Below are 16,566 nucleotides of genomic sequence, written 5' to 3'. Positions count from 1 at the left end.
ACCGTCGGTGACGCTCGGTATACTGCCGCCCTCAGATTTTGACTGTCACAAGGATTCCCCATGCTTGCATTGCCATGGCTGTACCTGGCGCTTCTTTCCATCGGCTATGTACTTGCCTTGAGCTACGGGCAATTGGGGTTAATGGCGGCGCTTTCCGTCGCCATGCTGCTGTTGGCCGGGTTTGCCGTGCGGCAACAGCGAAACCCGTGGGTACGCTATCTGGGCCACGGGCTGTTTATCGTGCTGGCGCTGGGGCTGGCGATGCATTGGCTGCCGGGGTTCTACAACGGTCGCGGGATCGCGCCGCAGCGCTTTACGGACGACGCCGTGCCTTTCTCGATGTACCTGAACCAGGACAAGCCGCTGATTGGCTTCTGGCTGCTGCTGGCCTGCCCGTGGATTGTTGCGCGCCGGACCCTGCGCCTGTCGATCTACGCCACCGCCCTGGCGTTGACACTGACGGCGATTGCCGCCCTGGGCGGCGCTGCGTTGCTGGGCGTCATCAGTTGGGCCCCGAAGTGGCCGGAGCAGGCCTGGCTGTGGGTGTTGAATAACCTGCTGCTGGTGACCCTGGTGGAGGAAGCGCTGTTCCGCGGTTATATCCAGGGCGGCCTGAGCCGACGGTTCAAGCAATTGCCCTATGGTGAAAACCTCGCATTGCTGTTGGCCGCCCTGCTGTTCGGACTGGTACACCTGGGCGCAGGCTGGCAGTGGACCCTGCTGGCGACCATCGCAGGCCTGGGCTACGGCCTGGCGTATCGCTTTGGCGGATTGGGCGCGGCGATCGTTACGCACTTCGGGCTGAACCTGCTGCATTTCGGGTTGTTTACCTATCCGATGCTGGCGGGCTGAGGCTGCGCCGATTGTTGCAAAAAATAAGTTAAATAAAACCCCGCGACGGTCGACAACCTGTCAAAGCCTTGCGGATTGAACAATTATGCGTAATAACCAACCCGTTACCCAGCGCGAACGTACCTTCCCCGCTCAGCAACGGTTGATCTCCACCACGGATGCCAAAGGCGTGATCACCTACTGCAACGACGCCTTCGTCGAGATCAGTGGGTTTTCCCATGACGAACTGCTGCGTGCCCCGCACAACCTGGTTCGTCATCCGGATGTGCCGGCGGCAGTGTTCGCACACATGTGGTCAACGCTCAAACAAGGCTTGCCATGGATGGGCATCGTCAAGAACCGCTGCAAGAGCGGTGATCACTATTGGGTCAACGCCTATGTGACACCGGTCTTCGATGGCAATCAGGTGATCGGCTACGAGTCGGTGCGGGTCAAGCCCACCGCCGAGCAGATCCGCCGTGCCGAGGCGCTTTACCAGCGTATCAACCAGGGCAAACCGGCCATCCCGCGCCGCGACAAGTGGCTGCCGGTGTTGCAGGACTGGCTGCCGTTTATCCTGGTCAGCCAGTTGAGCTTCCTGATTGGCGTGTGGCTCAATTCCCACTGGGGCTTTGCCCTGGCAGCGGCGCTGTCGGTACCGCTGGGCCTGTTGGGCCTGAGCTGGCAACAACGCGGGCTCAAGCGCTTGCTGCGCCTGGCCGAACAGACCACCTCAGACCCGCTGATCGCGCAGATGTACACCGACAGCCGCGGCGCCCAGGCGCGCCTGGAAATGTCGATCCTCAGCCAGGAGGCGCGCCTGAAGACGTGTCTTACCCGTTTGCAGGACACGGCTGAACACCTCAACTCCCAGGCGGCGCAGTCCAATACCCTGGCGCATAACAGCTCCAGCGGTCTTGAACGCCAGCGCGTGGAAACCGAACAGGTGGCCACCGCGGTCAACCAGATGGCCGCGACGACTCAGGAAGTCGCCAGCCATGTGCAACGCACCGCCGATGCCACCCAGGAAGCCAATCGCCTGACCGGGCGTGGCCGTGATATCGCCGGCGAAACCCGCGAAGCGATTCAGCGCCTGTCGGTGGCCGTGGGCGAGACCGGCGTGACCGTGACCCAACTGGCCAAGGACAGTGACGAAATCGGTGGCGTGGTGGATGTGATCAAAGGCATCGCCGACCAGACCAACCTGCTGGCACTGAACGCGGCCATCGAAGCGGCCCGTGCCGGGGAGATGGGCCGGGGCTTCGCAGTGGTGGCCGACGAAGTGCGGCAACTGGCCCAGCGCACCAGCGAGTCCACCGGGCAGATTCATGCGCTGATCGCCAAGCTGCAACAGACCGCCAGCGCGGCCGTACAAACCATGGACGCCGGGCATCGCCAGGCGGAAGAAGGTGTGGCACGGGTGATGGAAGCGGATCAGGCGCTGATCGGGATCAGCGAGGCGGTGGCGCACATCACTGATATGACGGCGCAGATTGCGGCGGCGACCGAAGAGCAGAGCTCGGTGGCGGAAGAGATCAGCCGTAACATCAGCACCATTGCGCTGCTGGCGGACCAGACGTCGGAACAGGCGTTGAATTCGGCGCAGTTGAGTGAAGAGCTGACGCATACCGCCAATACTCAGTATTCGCTGGTAGAGCGGTTTAACCGGTAAACCGCTTTCGCGAGCAAGCCCGCTCCCACATTTGGAATGCATTTCAAATGTGGGAGCGGGCTTGCTCGCGAAAGGGCCCTATCAGGCGCCGAGAAACCCGGCCACCTTCACCGCCGCAGCCTCCAGATGCTGCTCATGACTGAACCCCGAAGCCTTCAACGGCTTCAGATCATGATCCCCCGCCACCAGCCACATCACCTCGATGCTCGGCGACAACACATACCCTTCCACCGCCGCCCGATTGCCCAGAGCATCCCGCTCGCCCTGCACGATCAACGTCGGCGTCTTCAGCCCGGCCAGGTGCTCGGTCCGTGGCTTCTCCGGCTTGCCCACCGCATAGAACGGATAACCCAGGCACACCAGCGCGTCCGTACCCAATTCATCCGCCAACAAACTGGCCATCCGCCCGCCCATGGACTTGCCGCCAACGGCCAGTTTCCCAGCGACATGACGTCGCACCTCGGCATACACCTCACGCCAGCATTCCAGCAGTTTCGGCGCCGGGTTCGGCGGACGTTTACCGCCATCCACACGACGCTGGGCCATGTACGGAAACTCGAAGCGCAATACGTTCACGCCATGCCCCGCAAGGCGTGCAGCCATGTCTTCCATAAAGCCCGAGTCCATTGGCGCGCCCGCGCCGTGGGCCAGGATCAGCGTCGCGGGCGTACGCGCGATAGACCCTGTCGCGGCCTTCCACAACCAGCCGCGTTCCCGCACACACTGCGCCCATTGATCCCCGTCAATACTGGCCTTGTGCTCTTTGCCCATGCTTGCCTCGCTTTTTAGTCTGCCTATAACTCCAGCCCAAGTGCCGCATTTGCTTGGGTTGAACCGTGGATGGGGAACCATGAACACTACTTTAAGTACCGCCTATAACTACAAGGTGGTCCGCCAATTCGCCATTATGACGGTGGTGTGGGGCATCGTCGGCATGGGGCTCGGGGTTTTTCTCGCTGCCCAGTTGGTATGGCCCGAACTCAACTTCAATTTGCCCTGGACCAGTTTCGGCCGCTTGCGCCCGCTGCACACCAACGCGGTGATCTTTGCCTTTGGCGGTTGCGCGCTGTTTGCCAGCTCCTTCTACTCGGTGCAACGCACCTGCCAGACCCAATTGTTCGCGCCAAAGATCGCGCAGTTCTGCTTCTGGGGCTGGCAGCTGGTGATTGTGCTGGCCGCGATCACCTTGCCGCTGGGCTACACCAGCTCCAAGGAATACGCCGAGCTGGAATGGCCGATCGACATCCTGATCACCATCGTCTGGGTGGCCTATGCCATCGTGTTCTTCGGCACGGTGATGAAGCGCAACACCAAGCACATCTACGTCGGTAACTGGTTCTTCGGTGCGTTCATCATCACCGTGGCCATCCTGCATATCGTCAACAACCTGGAAATTCCGGTCAGCCTGACCAAGTCCTACTCGCTGTACGGCGGTGCGACGGATGCCATGGTGCAGTGGTGGTATGGGCATAACGCGGTAGGCTTTTTCCTCACCGCCGGCTTCCTGGGGATGATGTACTACTTCGTGCCGAAACAGGCCGAACGCCCGGTGTATTCCTATCGCCTGTCCATCGTGCACTTCTGGGCACTGATCACCCTGTACATCTGGGCCGGCCCGCACCACTTGCACTACACCGCGCTGCCGGACTGGGCACAGTCCCTGGGCATGGTGATGTCGCTGGTACTGCTGGCACCGAGCTGGGGCGGGATGATCAACGGGATGATGACCCTGTCGGGCGCCTGGCATAAGTTGCGCAGCGACCCGATCCTGCGCTTCCTTGTCGTCTCTCTCGCGTTCTACGGCATGTCGACCTTCGAAGGGCCGATGATGGCGATCAAGACGGTCAACGCCCTCTCCCACTACACCGACTGGACCATCGGCCACGTACACGCCGGGGCGCTGGGTTGGGTAGCGATGATCTCCATCGGCGCGCTGTATCACATGATCCCGAAAATCTTCGGTCGCGAGCAGATGTACAGCCTCGGCCTGATCAACGCGCACTTCTGGCTGGCCACCATCGGCACCGTGCTCTACATCGCCTCGATGTGGGTCAACGGCATCGCCCAGGGCCTGATGTGGCGTGCGGTCAACGAAGACGGCACCTTGACCTACTCCTTCGTCGAAACCCTGGTGGCCAGCCACCCAGGCTTCATCGTGCGACTGGTGGGCGGGGCGATCTTCCTCAGCGGCATGTTCCTGATGGCTTACAACACTTGGCGCACTGTGCGTTCGGCACAACCCGCCGAAGTCGCCGCTGCGGCGCAGATGGCCTGAGGAGTCGATGATGAAACACGAAACCATTGAAAAGAACGTCGGCCTGCTGATGCTGCTGATGGTGCTCGCCGTGAGCATCGGCGGCCTGACCCAGATTGTGCCGCTGTTCTTCCAGGATGTGACCAACAAGCCAGTGGAAGGCATGAAGCCCTACACCGCGCTGCAACTGGAAGGCCGCGACATCTATATCCGCGAAGGCTGCGTACAGTGCCATTCGCAGATGATCCGCCCGTTCCGCGCCGAAACAGAGCGTTATGGCCACTACTCGGTGGCCGGTGAAAGCGTGTGGGATCACCCGTTCCTGTGGGGCTCCAAGCGTACCGGGCCGGACCTGGCCCGCGTCGGCGCGCGCTACTCGGACGACTGGCACCGCGCGCACTTGTACAACCCGCGCAACGTGGTACCGGAATCGAAGATGCCGGCGTACCCATGGCTGGTCACCGCCCCGGTCGACAGCAGCCACACCGAGACCAAGCTCAAGGTGATGCGCACCCTCGGCGTGCCGTACACCGACGACGACATCGCCGGTGCCGTGGCCTCCCTCAAGGGCAAGACCGAGATGGACGCGCTGGTTTCGTACCTGCAAGTGCTCGGCACTGCCATCAAGAGCAAGAGGTGAGCCATGGGATTTGATTTCGATGCTGGAACCATCCGCGGGCTTGGCACGCTGGTCGTGGCCATCGCCTTCATCGGCCTGTCGCTGTGGGTGTTCAACTCCCGGCGCAACGCAGAGTTCGCCGAGGCGTGCCTGCTGCCGTTTGCCGATGAACCGCTACCGCCAACCCCCGACGCTCAAGAAGAGCCTGCAACAAGGAGCAACCGGCCATGACTACCTTCTGGAGTACATGGATCTGTGTACTGACCCTCGGCAGCCTGATCGGCCTGACCTGGCTGTTGATCGGCACCCGCAAGGGCGAGACCAAGGGCAGCGTGGACCAGACCATGGGCCACGCCTTCGACGGGATCGAGGAGTACGACAACCCGCTGCCACAATGGTGGTTCATGCTGTTCGCCGGCACCCTGGTGTTTGCCGTCGGCTACCTGATCCTCTACCCGGGCCTGGGCAACTGGAAAGGCGTGTTGCCGGGCTATGAAGACGGCTGGACCTCGGCCAAGGAATGGGACAAGGAAATGGCCAAGGCCGATACCAAATTCGGACCGATCTTCGCCAAATTCGCGGCCATGCCGGTGGAAGAAGTCGCCAAGGACCCACAGGCGCTGAAAATGGGCGGCCGCCTGTTCGCCTCCAACTGCGCGGTGTGCCATGGCTCGGACGCCAAGGGCGCCTACGGCTTCCCGAACCTGGCAGACAACATCTGGCGCTGGGGCGGTTCGGCGGATGCAATCAAGATGACCATCATGAATGGCCGTCATGCCGCGATGCCGGCCTGGGGTGAAGTGCTGGGTGAGGACGGTGTGAAGAACGTCGCAGCCTATGTGCGCCATGAATTGGCAGGCCTGCCGCTGCCGGCGGACAGCACCGCGGATGTCGCCGCGGGCCAAGTGGCATTCAGCACCACCTGTGTCGCCTGCCACGGGCCGGAAGGCCATGGCGTGGAAGCCATGGGCGCGCCGAACCTGACGCAGCCAGGTGGCTTTATCTACGGCACCAGCCTGGCGCAGTTGCAGCAGACCATTCGCCACGGCCGCCAGGGCCAGATGCCTGCGCAGGAAGTACTGCAAGGCAATGACAAGGTGCACCTGCTGGCCGCCTATGTTTACAGCCTGTCCCACAATGCTGATGGCGCAACGCCTGACAGCCAACCCGAGTAATCCTGCACCACCCAAAAGCCGCGCCTGATTCAGGCGCGGCTTTTTTGCGACCCATTGTCGCACCCTTCCGATCGCTGACTTTCCCCTCCTGCCATTCGGGTCTACGCTTGTTTGCACAGTGGACTGGCATTGGCCGGTCGACGGCCGACTTGCACTCGATGGGTTGAAACATTTCTGCTCGATGACAGGCGCAAAGGCTGGTACTTACCGGCTGTCGTGCCACTGGCCATTCGTCACCCGAGCTGCTTGTTTACACACACTCAGTTACAAGTACCTTCGACCCGTTTAAAATCCTGTCCAAGTCGTCAGCTTTTAACCCTGAATTTTGTCCTTACGCCAAACATGGAAAGGGCGCAGAATCTGGTTTGGAACGCATTGACGCAGGTCACCTTGCGTTGCAATGGAATCTTGCTTTCTCCATACTTGCGACCGATTTTTACCCTATAAAAAAACTAAACCGTGGAACCTTAGAATGAGCACAGCAATCAGTCCGACTGCTTATAACTATAAGGTAGTCCGCCAGTTCGCCATCATGACGGTGGTCTGGGGGATCCTTGGCATGGGGCTCGGCGTTTTCATTGCCTCGCAACTGGTTTGGCCAGAGTTGAATTTTGGCCTGCCATGGACGACATTTGGACGCCTGCGCCCGTTGCACACCAACCTGGTGATTTTCGCCTTCGGTGGATGTGCACTGTTTGCCACTTCTTACTACGTCGTGCAGCGAACCTGCCAAACGCGACTGATTTCCGATGCACTGGCGGCCTTTACCTTCTGGGGTTGGCAAGCGGTCATCGTGGGCGCGATCGTCACCCTGCCGCTGGGCTACACCACCACCAAGGAATACGCCGAGCTGGAATGGCCGATCGCCATTTTGCTGGCGATTGTCTGGGTGACCTACGCAGTGGTGTTCTTCGGCACCATCGTCAAGCGCAAGACCAAGCACATCTATGTCGGCAACTGGTTCTACGGGGCGTTTATCCTGGTGACGGCGATGCTGCATATCGTCAACCATGCGTCCTTGCCGGTCAGCTTCTTCAAGTCCTACTCGGCCTACGCCGGTGCGACGGACGCAATGATCCAGTGGTGGTACGGCCACAACGCCGTAGGTTTCTTCCTCACCACCGGCTTCCTGGGGATGATGTACTACTTCGTGCCGAAACAGGCCGAGCGTCCGATCTACTCCTATCGCCTGTCCATCGTGCACTTCTGGGCCCTGATCACCCTGTACATCTGGGCCGGTCCGCACCACCTGCACTACACCGCATTGCCGGACTGGGCCCAGTCCCTGGGCATGGCGATGTCGATCATCCTGCTCGCGCCAAGCTGGGGCGGCATGATCAACGGCATGATGACCCTGTCGGGCGCCTGGCATAAATTGCGCACCGACCCGATCCTGCGGTTCCTGGTGGTCTCCCTGGCGTTCTACGGCATGTCGACCTTCGAAGGACCGATGATGGCCATCAAGACGGTCAACTCGCTGTCCCACTACACCGACTGGACCATCGGCCACGTACACGCCGGCGCCCTCGGTTGGGTAGCGATGATTTCCATCGGCGCGCTGTACCACATGATCCCGAAACTGTTCGGCCGTGCGCAGATGCACAGCGTCAGCCTGATCAACACGCACTTCTGGCTGGCCACCATCGGTACCGTGCTCTACATCGCCTCGATGTGGGTCAACGGCATCACCCAGGGCCTGATGTGGCGTGCAATCAACGATGACGGCACCCTCACCTACTCCTTCGTCGAAGGGCTGCAAGCCAGCCATCCGGGTTACATCGTGCGCGCCCTGGGCGGTGCGATCTTTGCCAGCGGCATGCTGTTCATGGCCTACAACGTGTGGCGCACCGTGCGTGCCTCCGACCCTGTAGAAGCCGAAGCCGCTACCAAGATCGCCGTTGTGGGAGCTCACTGATGAAGCATGAAGTAGTCGAGAAGAATATCGGCCTGCTGGCCTTCTTCATGGTCATCGCCGTGAGTATCGGCGGCCTGACCCAGATCGTTCCGCTGTTTTTCCAGGACGTGACCAACAAGCCGGTGGAAGGCATGAAGCCGCGCACCGCCCTTGAACTGGAAGGCCGCGACGTCTACATCGCCAACGGTTGTGTCGGCTGCCACTCGCAGATGATCCGCCCGTTCCGCGCCGAAACCGAACGCTACGGCCACTACTCGGTCGCCGGTGAAAGCGTGTGGGACCACCCATTCCTGTGGGGCTCCAAGCGTACCGGCCCGGACCTGGCCCGGGTCGGCGGTCGTTACTCCGATGACTGGCAGCGTGCGCACTTGTACAACCCGCGCAACGTGGTGCCCGAATCGAAAATGCCGGCGTACCCGTTCCTGGTCGAAAACAAACTCGACGGCAAGGACACCGCCAAGAAGATGGAAGTCTTGCGCACCCTGGGCGTGCCCTACACCGACGAAGACATCGCCGGTGCGGCAGCGGCCGTGAAGGGCAAGACCGAAATGGACGCACTGGTGGCCTACTTGCAAGGCCTTGGCACCATCATCAAAAGCAAACGGTGATCTGGATGGATATCGGGATGATTCGAGGCCTGGGCACCGTTGTCGTGATGGTGGCCTTTATCGGCCTGGCCTTGTGGGTGTTCAGCCCCAAGCGCAAGTCGGAGTTTGAAGACGCGACGTTGCTGCCCTTCGCGGATGATCCCGAAGCCATCAAGCACGTCGTGGAAGCGTCTAGGAGTAACAAAGAATGACTACGTTCTGGAGTCTGTACGTCACAGTCCTCAGTCTGGGTACCATTTTCGCCCTGACCTGGCTGCTGCTGTCGACCCGCAAGGGCCAGCGCGCCGAGCAAACCGATGAAACCGTCGGCCACTCGTTCGACGGCATCGAGGAGTACGACAACCCGCTGCCCAAATGGTGGTTCATGCTGTTCGTCGGCACCATCATCTTCGCCCTCGGTTACCTGGCGCTGTACCCTGGCCTGGGCAACTGGAAAGGCCTGCTGCCGGGCTACAACTACCTCGACAACGACAAGCAAACCCCGTTTGCCAATGGCCAGACCGGCTGGACCGGCGTGCACGAATGGGAAAAGGAAATGGCCAAGTCGGACGCCCGGTTCGGGCCGATCTTCGCCAAGTTCGCCGCCATGCCGATCGAAGAAGTGGCCAAGGACCCGCAAGCCTTGAAGATGGGTGGCCGCCTGTTCGCCTCCAACTGCTCGGTCTGCCACGGTTCCGACGCCAAGGGTGCCTACGGCTTCCCCAACCTGACCGACGCCGACTGGCGCTGGGGCGGCGACCCGGCCACCATCAAGGAAACCATCATGAAGGGCCGCCACGCGGTGATGCCGGCGTGGGCCGAAGTCATTGGCGAGCAAGGCGTGGCCGATGTGGCCGGCTTTGTGGTGACCAACCTCGATGGCCGCAAATTGCCGGAAGGCGCGAAGGCAGACGTGGCCAACGGCGAGAAACTCTTCGCCGCCAACTGCGTGGCGTGCCACGGTCCCGCCGGTAAAGGTACACCGGCCATGGGCGCGCCTGACCTGACCCACCCTGGCGCGTTCATCTACGGTTCGAGCTTCGCGCAACTGCAGCAGACCATCCGTTATGGCCGTCAAGGCCAGATGCCTGCGCAGGAGCAGTTGCAGGGCAATGACAAGGTGCACTTGCTGGCGGCGTATGTTTACAGCCTGTCCCATGGAGACAAGGCAGCTGAGGAGCAGTAAGCATTAAAACCAAAAAGCCCCGCGCAGCCAATGCTGCGCGGGGCTTTGGTAATGGGGCATTGGTGGAACTCAACTTACCCCGAGGACGAGGCGTTACCGTTCTTCATGCACTTGGTCCATTCTTTTAATAGCAGCGTTGATCGCCCCCCGATCAGCCGATTTAGACCAATCCGTCAGTCCTAACTGTGCCACTAACTCAGGACGACTCAAGATTTCCCGCGCGACCATCGCTTCATCTGGGCCGCGATCATGACGCGTCCCATCCGCGATGTTCTTCAGTGAAGCGTAAGTCACACCCTCCCTGCGATCAATCCCACCCCAACCGCGCTCGGGGTAATAGGTGTCATATTCATTCAGGAGCTTTTGCGCCAGCTCTTTATCACTCATCGTGGCCAGGGGAAACCCCATATTCTGACCCACGGTTATGATACTTTCACGATCGATTTTGCCATCGTGCTTATGCTTTCCGTAACCATCGAGTTTCTCCATGAGTACAGGATTTTCCAGCAGCGAACGGGCAAAATTCATGTCGTCACTGCTGTAGCCACTCTGCGCAGAGGCATACGCAACCTGTCGTAGAGAGTCGCGGGTGATGTAGTCTGGTTGCGCAGGGTCGGCATACTTATCAAAGTTTCTGAGTAGACGGTCGGCCACCCGATAATCATTCCAACTACTGAATTGCTCTACGCTGATGCCAGAGGATACTGGCAGCGTCGAAGCCGATGGTGGAACGGCTCCAACATTATGCGTGTCATTAGCACGTTGAATGGTCATTGGTTTCCTCGATTTGAATAACGTCAAAACAAAATAAATTTATCGGCGCGCAAGAGGCCTAGGCATAACGCTCAACAATTGCTCATCAAAGGTTTCATCGTGGTAACGCTGCGCGCTGCTACAAAACATTGCCGAACACTGATCCAGACTTGATCTCAACGTCGGCATTTCCTGCGTGGCAATAACGCGATCAGCGTTCCTACAACAAACGTTTCATTCTGTGTAAACAAAGGCTCGTTTGGGCCTAAGAACTGATATCGCAGAAGCGTCAGCTTCCTAACCAATCGTTGTAGGTTATTTAACAGCGCAAAAAGCAGGTATAAAAACGCCACCACACCGGCCCGTAGACCTCTCCTGATTTACTTACTCAACACCAGGAAGTCGCAAGGGAAACGGCAAGGTGCACTTGCTGGCGGCGTATGTTTCGGACTGTCCCATGGGAACAAGCCGCCAGACGCAGTGTGAGGAAAAGCGGTGAAAAAAAACGGCCCCGCCAGTGGAGATTGGCGGGGCCGTTTTGTTTTCAAGTCGAAAAAGTCGTCACCGCCAGCAACGCATCTACATTTGAGATTGATCAAGAAAACCGCAGGTAGTAACGTGACTACATTCGTACTCCATACGGAGGTTAGCCCCCATGACCATCACCACCATTTCCAGCCGTGAATTCAATCAAGACACAAGCGGTGCCAAAAAAGCCGCCCGCCAAGGCCCGGTTTTTATCACTGACCGGGGCAAGCCTGCCCATGTACTGCTAAGCATTGAGGACTACCAAAAACTGACAGGCCTCAATGCCGACATCGTTGACCTGTTGGTGATGCCAGAAGCGGCAGATATCGAGTTCGAAACCGAACGCGCCGTGATCACTCATCGACCCGTGGACTTCACTTGATGTATCTACTCGACACCAACGTCATCTCTGAACTGCGCAAACCCCAGGCCGATGCCAAGGTCGTCGCCTGGGCCAAAAGTGTCATCGCGCCACGGATGTATATTTCAGCCATTACCTTGAAGGAACTGGAAACAGGAGTCCTGCGAATGGAGCGGCGTGATCCCGCCCAGGGGAAGGTTTTGCGCACATGGCTCAAGCGCCATGTCATGCCGGCGTTTGATGCCAGAATCCTGCCGATTGATGCAGCAGTTGCCCTGCGCTGTGCCAGCTTGCATGTGCCAGACCAAGCCAACGAAAGTGACGCACTGATCGCTGCAACCGCGCTGGTTCATGGGCTGACAGTGGTCACCCGCAACATCGGCGACTTTCAATCCAGCGGCGTCGCGCTGATCAATCCATGGGACGAATGACCGGTAAGGCTGCGAAAACCGTCCATACTTCACAAGTCAATTGACCCAGATCACGTACACCATCAATTGATTTCCCCCAACGCGACCAAAGGTCGCACCCGTCGAAGGGTGTCAGGGGCGTATCATTAGGCCACTGCAACACCCCTATTTTGACCCCGGCCGGCACGTACTGGCCGAGGCAAATCTCCACTGCCGTGGGATGCAATGATGAGCAACCAGATTCCGGTACATGACGTTACCCCGCCTGCCAAAAATTCGAATAACACCGTCGATCTCTACGCATCGCGGGAGAAAATCTACACCCGTGCCTTCACCGGCTTGTTCCGCAATCTGCGGATGCTCGGGGGTGCCGGTTTGTTCCTGCTCTACTTCGGCACCGTGTGGCTGAACTGGGGTGGCCACCAGGCGGTGTGGTGGAACCTGCCGGAACGTAAGTTCTTCATTTTTGGCGCGACCTTCTGGCCCCAGGATTTCATCCTGCTGTCGGGCATCCTGATCGTGGCGGCGTTTGGCCTGTTCTTCATCACCGTGTATGCCGGCCGCGTCTGGTGCGGCTACACCTGCCCGCAAAGCGTGTGGACCTGGATCTTCATGTGGTGCGAAAAGGTCACCGAAGGCGACCGCAACCAGCGCATCAAGCTGGACAAGGCGCCGATGAGCGCCAACAAGTTCCTGCGCAAGTTCGGCAAGCACAGCCTGTGGCTGATCATCGGCTTCGTCACCGGCATGACCTTTGTCGGCTACTTCTCGCCGATCCGTGAACTGGTGTTCGATTTCTTCACCGGCCAGGCGGATGGCTGGTCGTATTTCTGGGTCGGCTTCTTCACCCTCGCCACCTACGGCAACGCCGGCTGGCTGCGCGAGCAGGTGTGCATCTACATGTGCCCGTATGCGCGTTTCCAGAGCGTGATGTTCGACAAGGACACGATGATCGTTTCCTACGACCCGCGCCGTGGCGAAGTCCGTGGGCCGCGCAAAAAAGGTATCGACTACAAGGCCCAGGGCTTGGGGGACTGCATCGATTGCACGATGTGCGTGCAGGTGTGCCCTACCGGCATCGACATCCGTGACGGCCTGCAGATTGAATGCATCGGCTGCGCGGCCTGCATCGACGCCTGCGACAACATCATGGACAAGATGGAATACCCGCGCGGGCTGATCAGCTACACCACCGAGCACAACCTGTCCGGGCAGAAAACCCATAAGCTGCGCCCGCGCCTGATCGGTTATGCCCTGGTGCTGCTGGCGATGATCAGCCTGTTGGTGGCCGCCTTCTTCGTGCGCTCGCTGGTGGGTTTCGACGTCAGCAAGGACCGCGTGCTGTACCGCGAAAACGCCGAGGGCCGGATCGAAAACGTCTACAGCCTGAAGATCATGAACAAGGACCAGCGCGACCACACCTACGTGCTTGACGCCGCAGGCCTGCCCGACCTCAAGCTGCAAGGCCGGCGCGAGATCAAGGTAGCGGCCGGGGAAATCTTCAGCATGCCGGTGGAGTTGTCGAGCGCACCGGAACAACTGCCGTCGAGCACCAACGAGGTGAAATTCATCCTCAGGGATGCCGATGACGACAGCGTCCACATTGAAGCCAAGAGCCGATTCATCGGCCCACAAGTCCGTTAATAGAGAGCCGAACAATGCCCGCAGCTACTGCCGCAAGCCCCTGGTACAAGCACCTCTGGCCCTGGATCATCATTGGGATCCTGACCTGCTCGGTGACGTTGACCTTGTCCATGGTGACCATCGCGGTGAACAACCCCGACAACCTGGTCAACGACAACTATTACGAGGCCGGCAAAGGCATCAACCGTTCCCTGGACCGCGAACTGCTGGCCCAGACTCTGCAACTGCGGGCCAAGGTGCACTTGGACGAGTTGACCGGCGAAGTCGAATTGCACCTGACCGGCAACAGCGGGCCCGGCACCCTGGAGCTGAACCTGATTTCGCCGACCCAGCCGGAGAAGGATCGCAAGATCATCCTGACCCGCAGCGACAGCGAGCCCGGCCGCTACATCGGCCAGGTGACCGACAAGGTCGAAGGCCGCCGCTTCGTCGAGCTGCTAGGGGTGGAAGGCGACCGGACCTGGCGTATGTTTGAAGAAGAACAGGTCAGCCATGACAAGGACTTGCTGCTGGGCGACGAACCGCTGCAGGGTGCTGAAGACCTGAAAAAATAGAGCGTCACCTGTTTGATCGTTCCCACGCTCTGCGTGGGAATGCATCCCGTGACGCTCCGCGTCACAAGAGCGGACGCGGAGCGTCCAGCGAAGCGTTCCCACGCAGAGCGTGGGAACGATCATCGGAACTGAGCCATGACCACCCCAATCCCCTGCTACCACTGCGCCCTGCCCGTGCCGCCCGGCAGCCGGTTCACTGCCGTGATCCTCGGCGAGCCCCGCGAGCTGTGCTGCCCGGGCTGCCAGGCGGTGGCCGAGGCGATTGTCGCCGGTGGCCTGGAAAGCTATTACCAGCACCGCAGCGAAGCCTCGGCCAACCCCGAGGCGCTGCCGGTGCAACTGGTGGACGAGCTGGCGCTGTATGACCGTGCCGATGTGCAAAAGCCTTTCGTGCGCCACGACGGTGACCTGTCGCAAGCCACACTGTTGATGGAAGGCATCAGTTGCGCCGCCTGTGGCTGGCTGATCGAAAAACACCTGCGCAGCCTGCCCGCCGTGGCCGAGGCACGCCTGAACCTGTCCAACCACCGCCTGCACGTGCGCTGGGCCGACGGGCAATTGCCCCTGAGCCAACTGCTCGGCGAATTGCGTCACATCGGCTACGCCGCCCACCCGTATCAAGCCGACCGTGCCGCCGAACAACTGGCCAGCGAAAACCGCCTGGCCCTGCGTCAACTGGGGGTGGCCGGGCTGCTGTGGTTCCAGGCGATGATGGCGACGATGGCCACCTGGCCGGAATTCAATATCGACCTGAGCCCGGAGCTGCACGTGATCCTGCGCTGGGTCGCGATGTTTCTGACAACGCCCATCGTGTTCTACAGCTGCGCACCGTTTTTCAAGGGGGCGATGCGCGACCTGCGCACCCGCCACCTGACCATGGATGTTTCGGTGTCCCTGGCCATTGGCGGTGCCTACCTGGCCGGAATCTGGACCGCCATCACCGGCACCGGCGAACTGTATTTCGATGCAGTCGGCATGTTTGCCCTGTTCCTGCTGGCTGGGCGCTACCTGGAGCGTCGCGCCCGGGAACGCACGGCGGCAGCCACTGCGCAGTTGGTCAACCTGTTGCCAGCCTCGTGCCTGCGCATGAGTGCCGACGGGCAAAGTGAACGGATCCTGCTCAGCGAACTGGCCCTGGGCGACCGGGTACTGGTGCATCCGGGGGCGGTGCTGCCGGCAGACGGCATCATCCTCGACGGCCAGTCGAGCATCGACGAATCGCTGCTGACCGGCGAGTACCTGCCGCAACCACGCCAGGTCGGCGATGCCGTCACTGCCGGCACCCTCAACGTCGAAGGTGCGCTGACCGTCGAGGTCCGCGCCCTGGGCCACGACACGCGCCTGTCGGCCATCGTGCGCCTGCTGGAGCGGGCCCAGGCGGAGAAACCCCGGCTGGCGGAGATCGCCGACCGCGCCGCCCAATGGTTCCTGTTGTGCTCGTTGGTCGCCGCTGCGGTCATCGGCCTGGTGTGGTGGGAGCTGGATTCGTCACGGGCGTTCTGGATCGTCCTGGCGATGCTGGTTGCGACCTGCCCTTGCGCCCTCTCACTGGCAACACCCACCGCCCTGACGGCAGCCACCGGCACCCTGCACAAACTCGGTCTGCTGCTGACCCGCGGCCACGTGCTGGAAGGCCTGAACCAGATCGACACAGTGATTTTCGACAAGACCGGCACCCTTACCGAAGGTCGCCTGGCGTTGCGCGCGATCCGCCCGTTGAGCCTGCTGGGCAGCGACGAGTGCCTGAGCCTTGCGGCGGCGCTGGAGCAACGTTCGGAACATCCGATCGCCCGCGCATTCGGCCGCGCGCCGTTGGCGGCGGATGAAGTGCTCAGCACGCCGGGCCTGGGCCTGGAAGGCCGCGTCGGTGACCGCCGGTTGCGCATTGGCCAGCCGGGTTTTGTCTGCGAACTGAGCGGCTGCGCCCTCCCCGCCTCGCCGAAGGAAGCCGGCCAATGGCTGCTGCTGGGCGACACCGACGGCGCCCTGGCCTGGTTTGTCCTGGATGACCGCCTGCGCAGCGACGCGCCCGCCTTGCTCGCCGCCTGCAAGGCACGCGGCTGGCGCACGTTGCTGC

At 60.7% G+C, this 16,566-nt stretch carries 17 protein-coding genes; 15 read left to right on the top strand and 2 right to left on the bottom strand.

The genetic code is table 11. The features are described 5' to 3' along the window. Positions 1-60 precede the first annotated feature (60 nt). Together HX873_RS16095 and HX873_RS16090 are read left to right on the top strand one after the other, a co-directional pair. On the top strand, positions 61-852 hold the full coding sequence (locus HX873_RS16095) for a CPBP family intramembrane glutamic endopeptidase (RefSeq protein WP_177122893.1): 792 nt from the start codon (positions 61-63) through the stop codon (positions 850-852). An 85-nt stretch (positions 853-937) separates the two neighbouring features. Then, the gene (locus HX873_RS16090) at positions 938-2,503 is read left to right on the top strand and encodes a PAS domain-containing methyl-accepting chemotaxis protein (protein WP_003219005.1); all 1,566 of its coding nucleotides are present in this window, start codon (positions 938-940) and stop codon (positions 2,501-2,503) included. A gap of 81 nt (positions 2,504-2,584) precedes the next feature. Here the strand turns inward: HX873_RS16090 and HX873_RS16085 are convergent, their stop codons facing one another. After that, positions 2,585-3,274: an alpha/beta family hydrolase gene (locus HX873_RS16085; protein ID WP_177068675.1), complete on the bottom strand. Its 690-nt coding sequence runs from the start codon at positions 3,272-3,274 to the stop codon at positions 2,585-2,587. 79 nt (positions 3,275-3,353) lie between these two features. Here HX873_RS16085 and ccoN (HX873_RS16080) point away from each other — a divergent pair, with 79 nt between their 5' ends. The 8 genes from ccoN (HX873_RS16080) to ccoP (HX873_RS16045) all read left to right on the top strand — a co-directional run bounded on the left by ccoN (HX873_RS16080) (position 3,354) and on the right by ccoP (HX873_RS16045) (position 10,239). After that, positions 3,354-4,778, top strand: a complete 1,425-nt coding sequence (gene ccoN, locus HX873_RS16080) for a cytochrome-c oxidase, cbb3-type subunit I (RefSeq protein WP_003219009.1) — start codon at positions 3,354-3,356, stop codon at positions 4,776-4,778. A 10-nt stretch (positions 4,779-4,788) separates the two neighbouring features. Further along, positions 4,789-5,397: a cytochrome-c oxidase, cbb3-type subunit II gene (ccoO, locus tag HX873_RS16075; RefSeq protein ID WP_003219010.1), complete on the top strand. Its 609-nt coding sequence runs from the start codon at positions 4,789-4,791 to the stop codon at positions 5,395-5,397. 3 nt (positions 5,398-5,400) lie between these two features. Next, positions 5,401-5,607, top strand: coding sequence for a cbb3-type cytochrome c oxidase subunit 3 (locus HX873_RS16070; RefSeq protein ID WP_177040100.1), 207 nt, complete (start codon positions 5,401-5,403; stop codon positions 5,605-5,607). After that, positions 5,604-6,551, top strand: a complete 948-nt coding sequence (ccoP, locus tag HX873_RS16065) for a cytochrome-c oxidase, cbb3-type subunit III (protein WP_177122892.1) — start codon at positions 5,604-5,606, stop codon at positions 6,549-6,551. Before HX873_RS16070 ends, ccoP (HX873_RS16065) begins: the two co-directional genes overlap by 4 nt. 472 nt (positions 6,552-7,023) lie before the next feature. Then, a complete protein-coding gene (gene ccoN / locus HX873_RS16060) occupies positions 7,024-8,466 on the top strand; it encodes a cytochrome-c oxidase, cbb3-type subunit I (RefSeq protein ID WP_003219015.1) in 1,443 nt (480 codons plus the stop codon). Beyond that, positions 8,466-9,074, top strand: coding sequence for a cytochrome-c oxidase, cbb3-type subunit II (ccoO, locus tag HX873_RS16055; RefSeq protein WP_003193167.1), 609 nt, complete (start codon positions 8,466-8,468; stop codon positions 9,072-9,074). The genes ccoN (HX873_RS16060) and ccoO (HX873_RS16055) overlap by 1 nt, the downstream gene beginning before the upstream one ends. 5 nt (positions 9,075-9,079) lie before the next feature. Further along, the gene (locus HX873_RS16050) at positions 9,080-9,265 is read left to right on the top strand and encodes a CcoQ/FixQ family Cbb3-type cytochrome c oxidase assembly chaperone (RefSeq protein ID WP_008437575.1); all 186 of its coding nucleotides are present in this window, start codon (positions 9,080-9,082) and stop codon (positions 9,263-9,265) included. Then, positions 9,262-10,239 carry a cytochrome-c oxidase, cbb3-type subunit III gene (gene ccoP / locus HX873_RS16045; RefSeq protein ID WP_003219020.1) on the top strand — a complete coding sequence of 326 codons (978 nt, stop codon included), beginning with the start codon at positions 9,262-9,264 and terminating at the stop codon, positions 10,237-10,239. The genes HX873_RS16050 and ccoP (HX873_RS16045) overlap by 4 nt, the downstream gene beginning before the upstream one ends. 93 nt (positions 10,240-10,332) lie before the next feature. Here ccoP (HX873_RS16045) and HX873_RS16040 read toward each other — a convergent pair whose 3' ends face one another. Continuing rightward, the gene (locus HX873_RS16040; RefSeq protein ID WP_023659084.1) at positions 10,333-11,013 is read right to left on the bottom strand and encodes a hypothetical protein; all 681 of its coding nucleotides are present in this window, start codon (positions 11,011-11,013) and stop codon (positions 10,333-10,335) included. Positions 11,014-11,647: 634 nt separating this feature from the next. Here HX873_RS16040 and HX873_RS16035 point away from each other — a divergent pair. From HX873_RS16035 to HX873_RS16015, 5 genes are all read left to right on the top strand, one after another. Next, entirely contained in the window at positions 11,648-11,902 is a 255-nt protein-coding gene (locus tag HX873_RS16035; RefSeq protein WP_003219024.1) for a type II toxin-antitoxin system Phd/YefM family antitoxin, read from the top strand. Then, positions 11,902-12,312, top strand: coding sequence for a type II toxin-antitoxin system VapC family toxin (locus tag HX873_RS16030; RefSeq protein WP_102368383.1), 411 nt, complete (start codon positions 11,902-11,904; stop codon positions 12,310-12,312). Before HX873_RS16035 ends, HX873_RS16030 begins: the two co-directional genes overlap by 1 nt. 207 nt (positions 12,313-12,519) lie before the next feature. Beyond that, positions 12,520-13,935 (top strand): cytochrome c oxidase accessory protein CcoG, encoded by a 1,416-nt coding sequence (gene ccoG / locus HX873_RS16025; protein WP_003219028.1) that lies wholly within the window; start codon positions 12,520-12,522, stop codon positions 13,933-13,935. Positions 13,936-13,949: 14 nt separating this feature from the next. Beyond that, the gene (locus HX873_RS16020) at positions 13,950-14,489 is read left to right on the top strand and encodes a FixH family protein (protein ID WP_008437568.1); all 540 of its coding nucleotides are present in this window, start codon (positions 13,950-13,952) and stop codon (positions 14,487-14,489) included. A 135-nt stretch (positions 14,490-14,624) separates the two neighbouring features. Then, a partial coding sequence (locus HX873_RS16015; RefSeq protein ID WP_177122891.1) for a heavy metal translocating P-type ATPase occupies positions 14,625-16,566 on the top strand: 1,942 nt, incomplete at its 3' end.

Origin of the sequence: Pseudomonas sp. P7758 (assembly GCF_013386485.1) — a bacterium.
Taxonomy (GTDB): Bacteria; Pseudomonadota; Gammaproteobacteria; order Pseudomonadales; family Pseudomonadaceae; genus Aquipseudomonas.
This window is presented reverse-complemented; position numbering and strand designations above follow the sequence as displayed.

Excerpts from the sequence above, each read along its gene's own strand:
- HX873_RS16095 (WP_177122893.1), top strand. The coding sequence starts at position 61 with ATGCTTGCATTGCCATGGCTGTACCTGGCGCTTCTTTCCATCGGCTAT.
- HX873_RS16090 (WP_003219005.1), top strand. The coding sequence starts at position 938 with ATGCGTAATAACCAACCCGTTACCCAGCGCGAACGTACCTTCCCCGCT.
- HX873_RS16085 (WP_177068675.1), bottom strand. The coding sequence starts at position 3,274 with ATGGGCAAAGAGCACAAGGCCAGTATTGACGGGGATCAATGGGCGCAG.
- ccoN (WP_003219009.1), top strand. The coding sequence starts at position 3,354 with ATGAACACTACTTTAAGTACCGCCTATAACTACAAGGTGGTCCGCCAA.
- ccoO (WP_003219010.1), top strand. The coding sequence starts at position 4,789 with ATGAAACACGAAACCATTGAAAAGAACGTCGGCCTGCTGATGCTGCTG.
- HX873_RS16070 (WP_177040100.1), top strand. The coding sequence starts at position 5,401 with ATGGGATTTGATTTCGATGCTGGAACCATCCGCGGGCTTGGCACGCTG.
- ccoP (WP_177122892.1), top strand. The coding sequence starts at position 5,604 with ATGACTACCTTCTGGAGTACATGGATCTGTGTACTGACCCTCGGCAGC.
- ccoN (WP_003219015.1), top strand. The coding sequence starts at position 7,024 with ATGAGCACAGCAATCAGTCCGACTGCTTATAACTATAAGGTAGTCCGC.
- ccoO (WP_003193167.1), top strand. The coding sequence starts at position 8,466 with ATGAAGCATGAAGTAGTCGAGAAGAATATCGGCCTGCTGGCCTTCTTC.
- HX873_RS16050 (WP_008437575.1), top strand. The coding sequence starts at position 9,080 with ATGGATATCGGGATGATTCGAGGCCTGGGCACCGTTGTCGTGATGGTG.
- ccoP (WP_003219020.1), top strand. The coding sequence starts at position 9,262 with ATGACTACGTTCTGGAGTCTGTACGTCACAGTCCTCAGTCTGGGTACC.
- HX873_RS16040 (WP_023659084.1), bottom strand. The coding sequence starts at position 11,013 with ATGACCATTCAACGTGCTAATGACACGCATAATGTTGGAGCCGTTCCA.
- HX873_RS16035 (WP_003219024.1), top strand. The coding sequence starts at position 11,648 with ATGACCATCACCACCATTTCCAGCCGTGAATTCAATCAAGACACAAGC.
- HX873_RS16030 (WP_102368383.1), top strand. The coding sequence starts at position 11,902 with ATGTATCTACTCGACACCAACGTCATCTCTGAACTGCGCAAACCCCAG.
- ccoG (WP_003219028.1), top strand. The coding sequence starts at position 12,520 with ATGAGCAACCAGATTCCGGTACATGACGTTACCCCGCCTGCCAAAAAT.
- HX873_RS16020 (WP_008437568.1), top strand. The coding sequence starts at position 13,950 with ATGCCCGCAGCTACTGCCGCAAGCCCCTGGTACAAGCACCTCTGGCCC.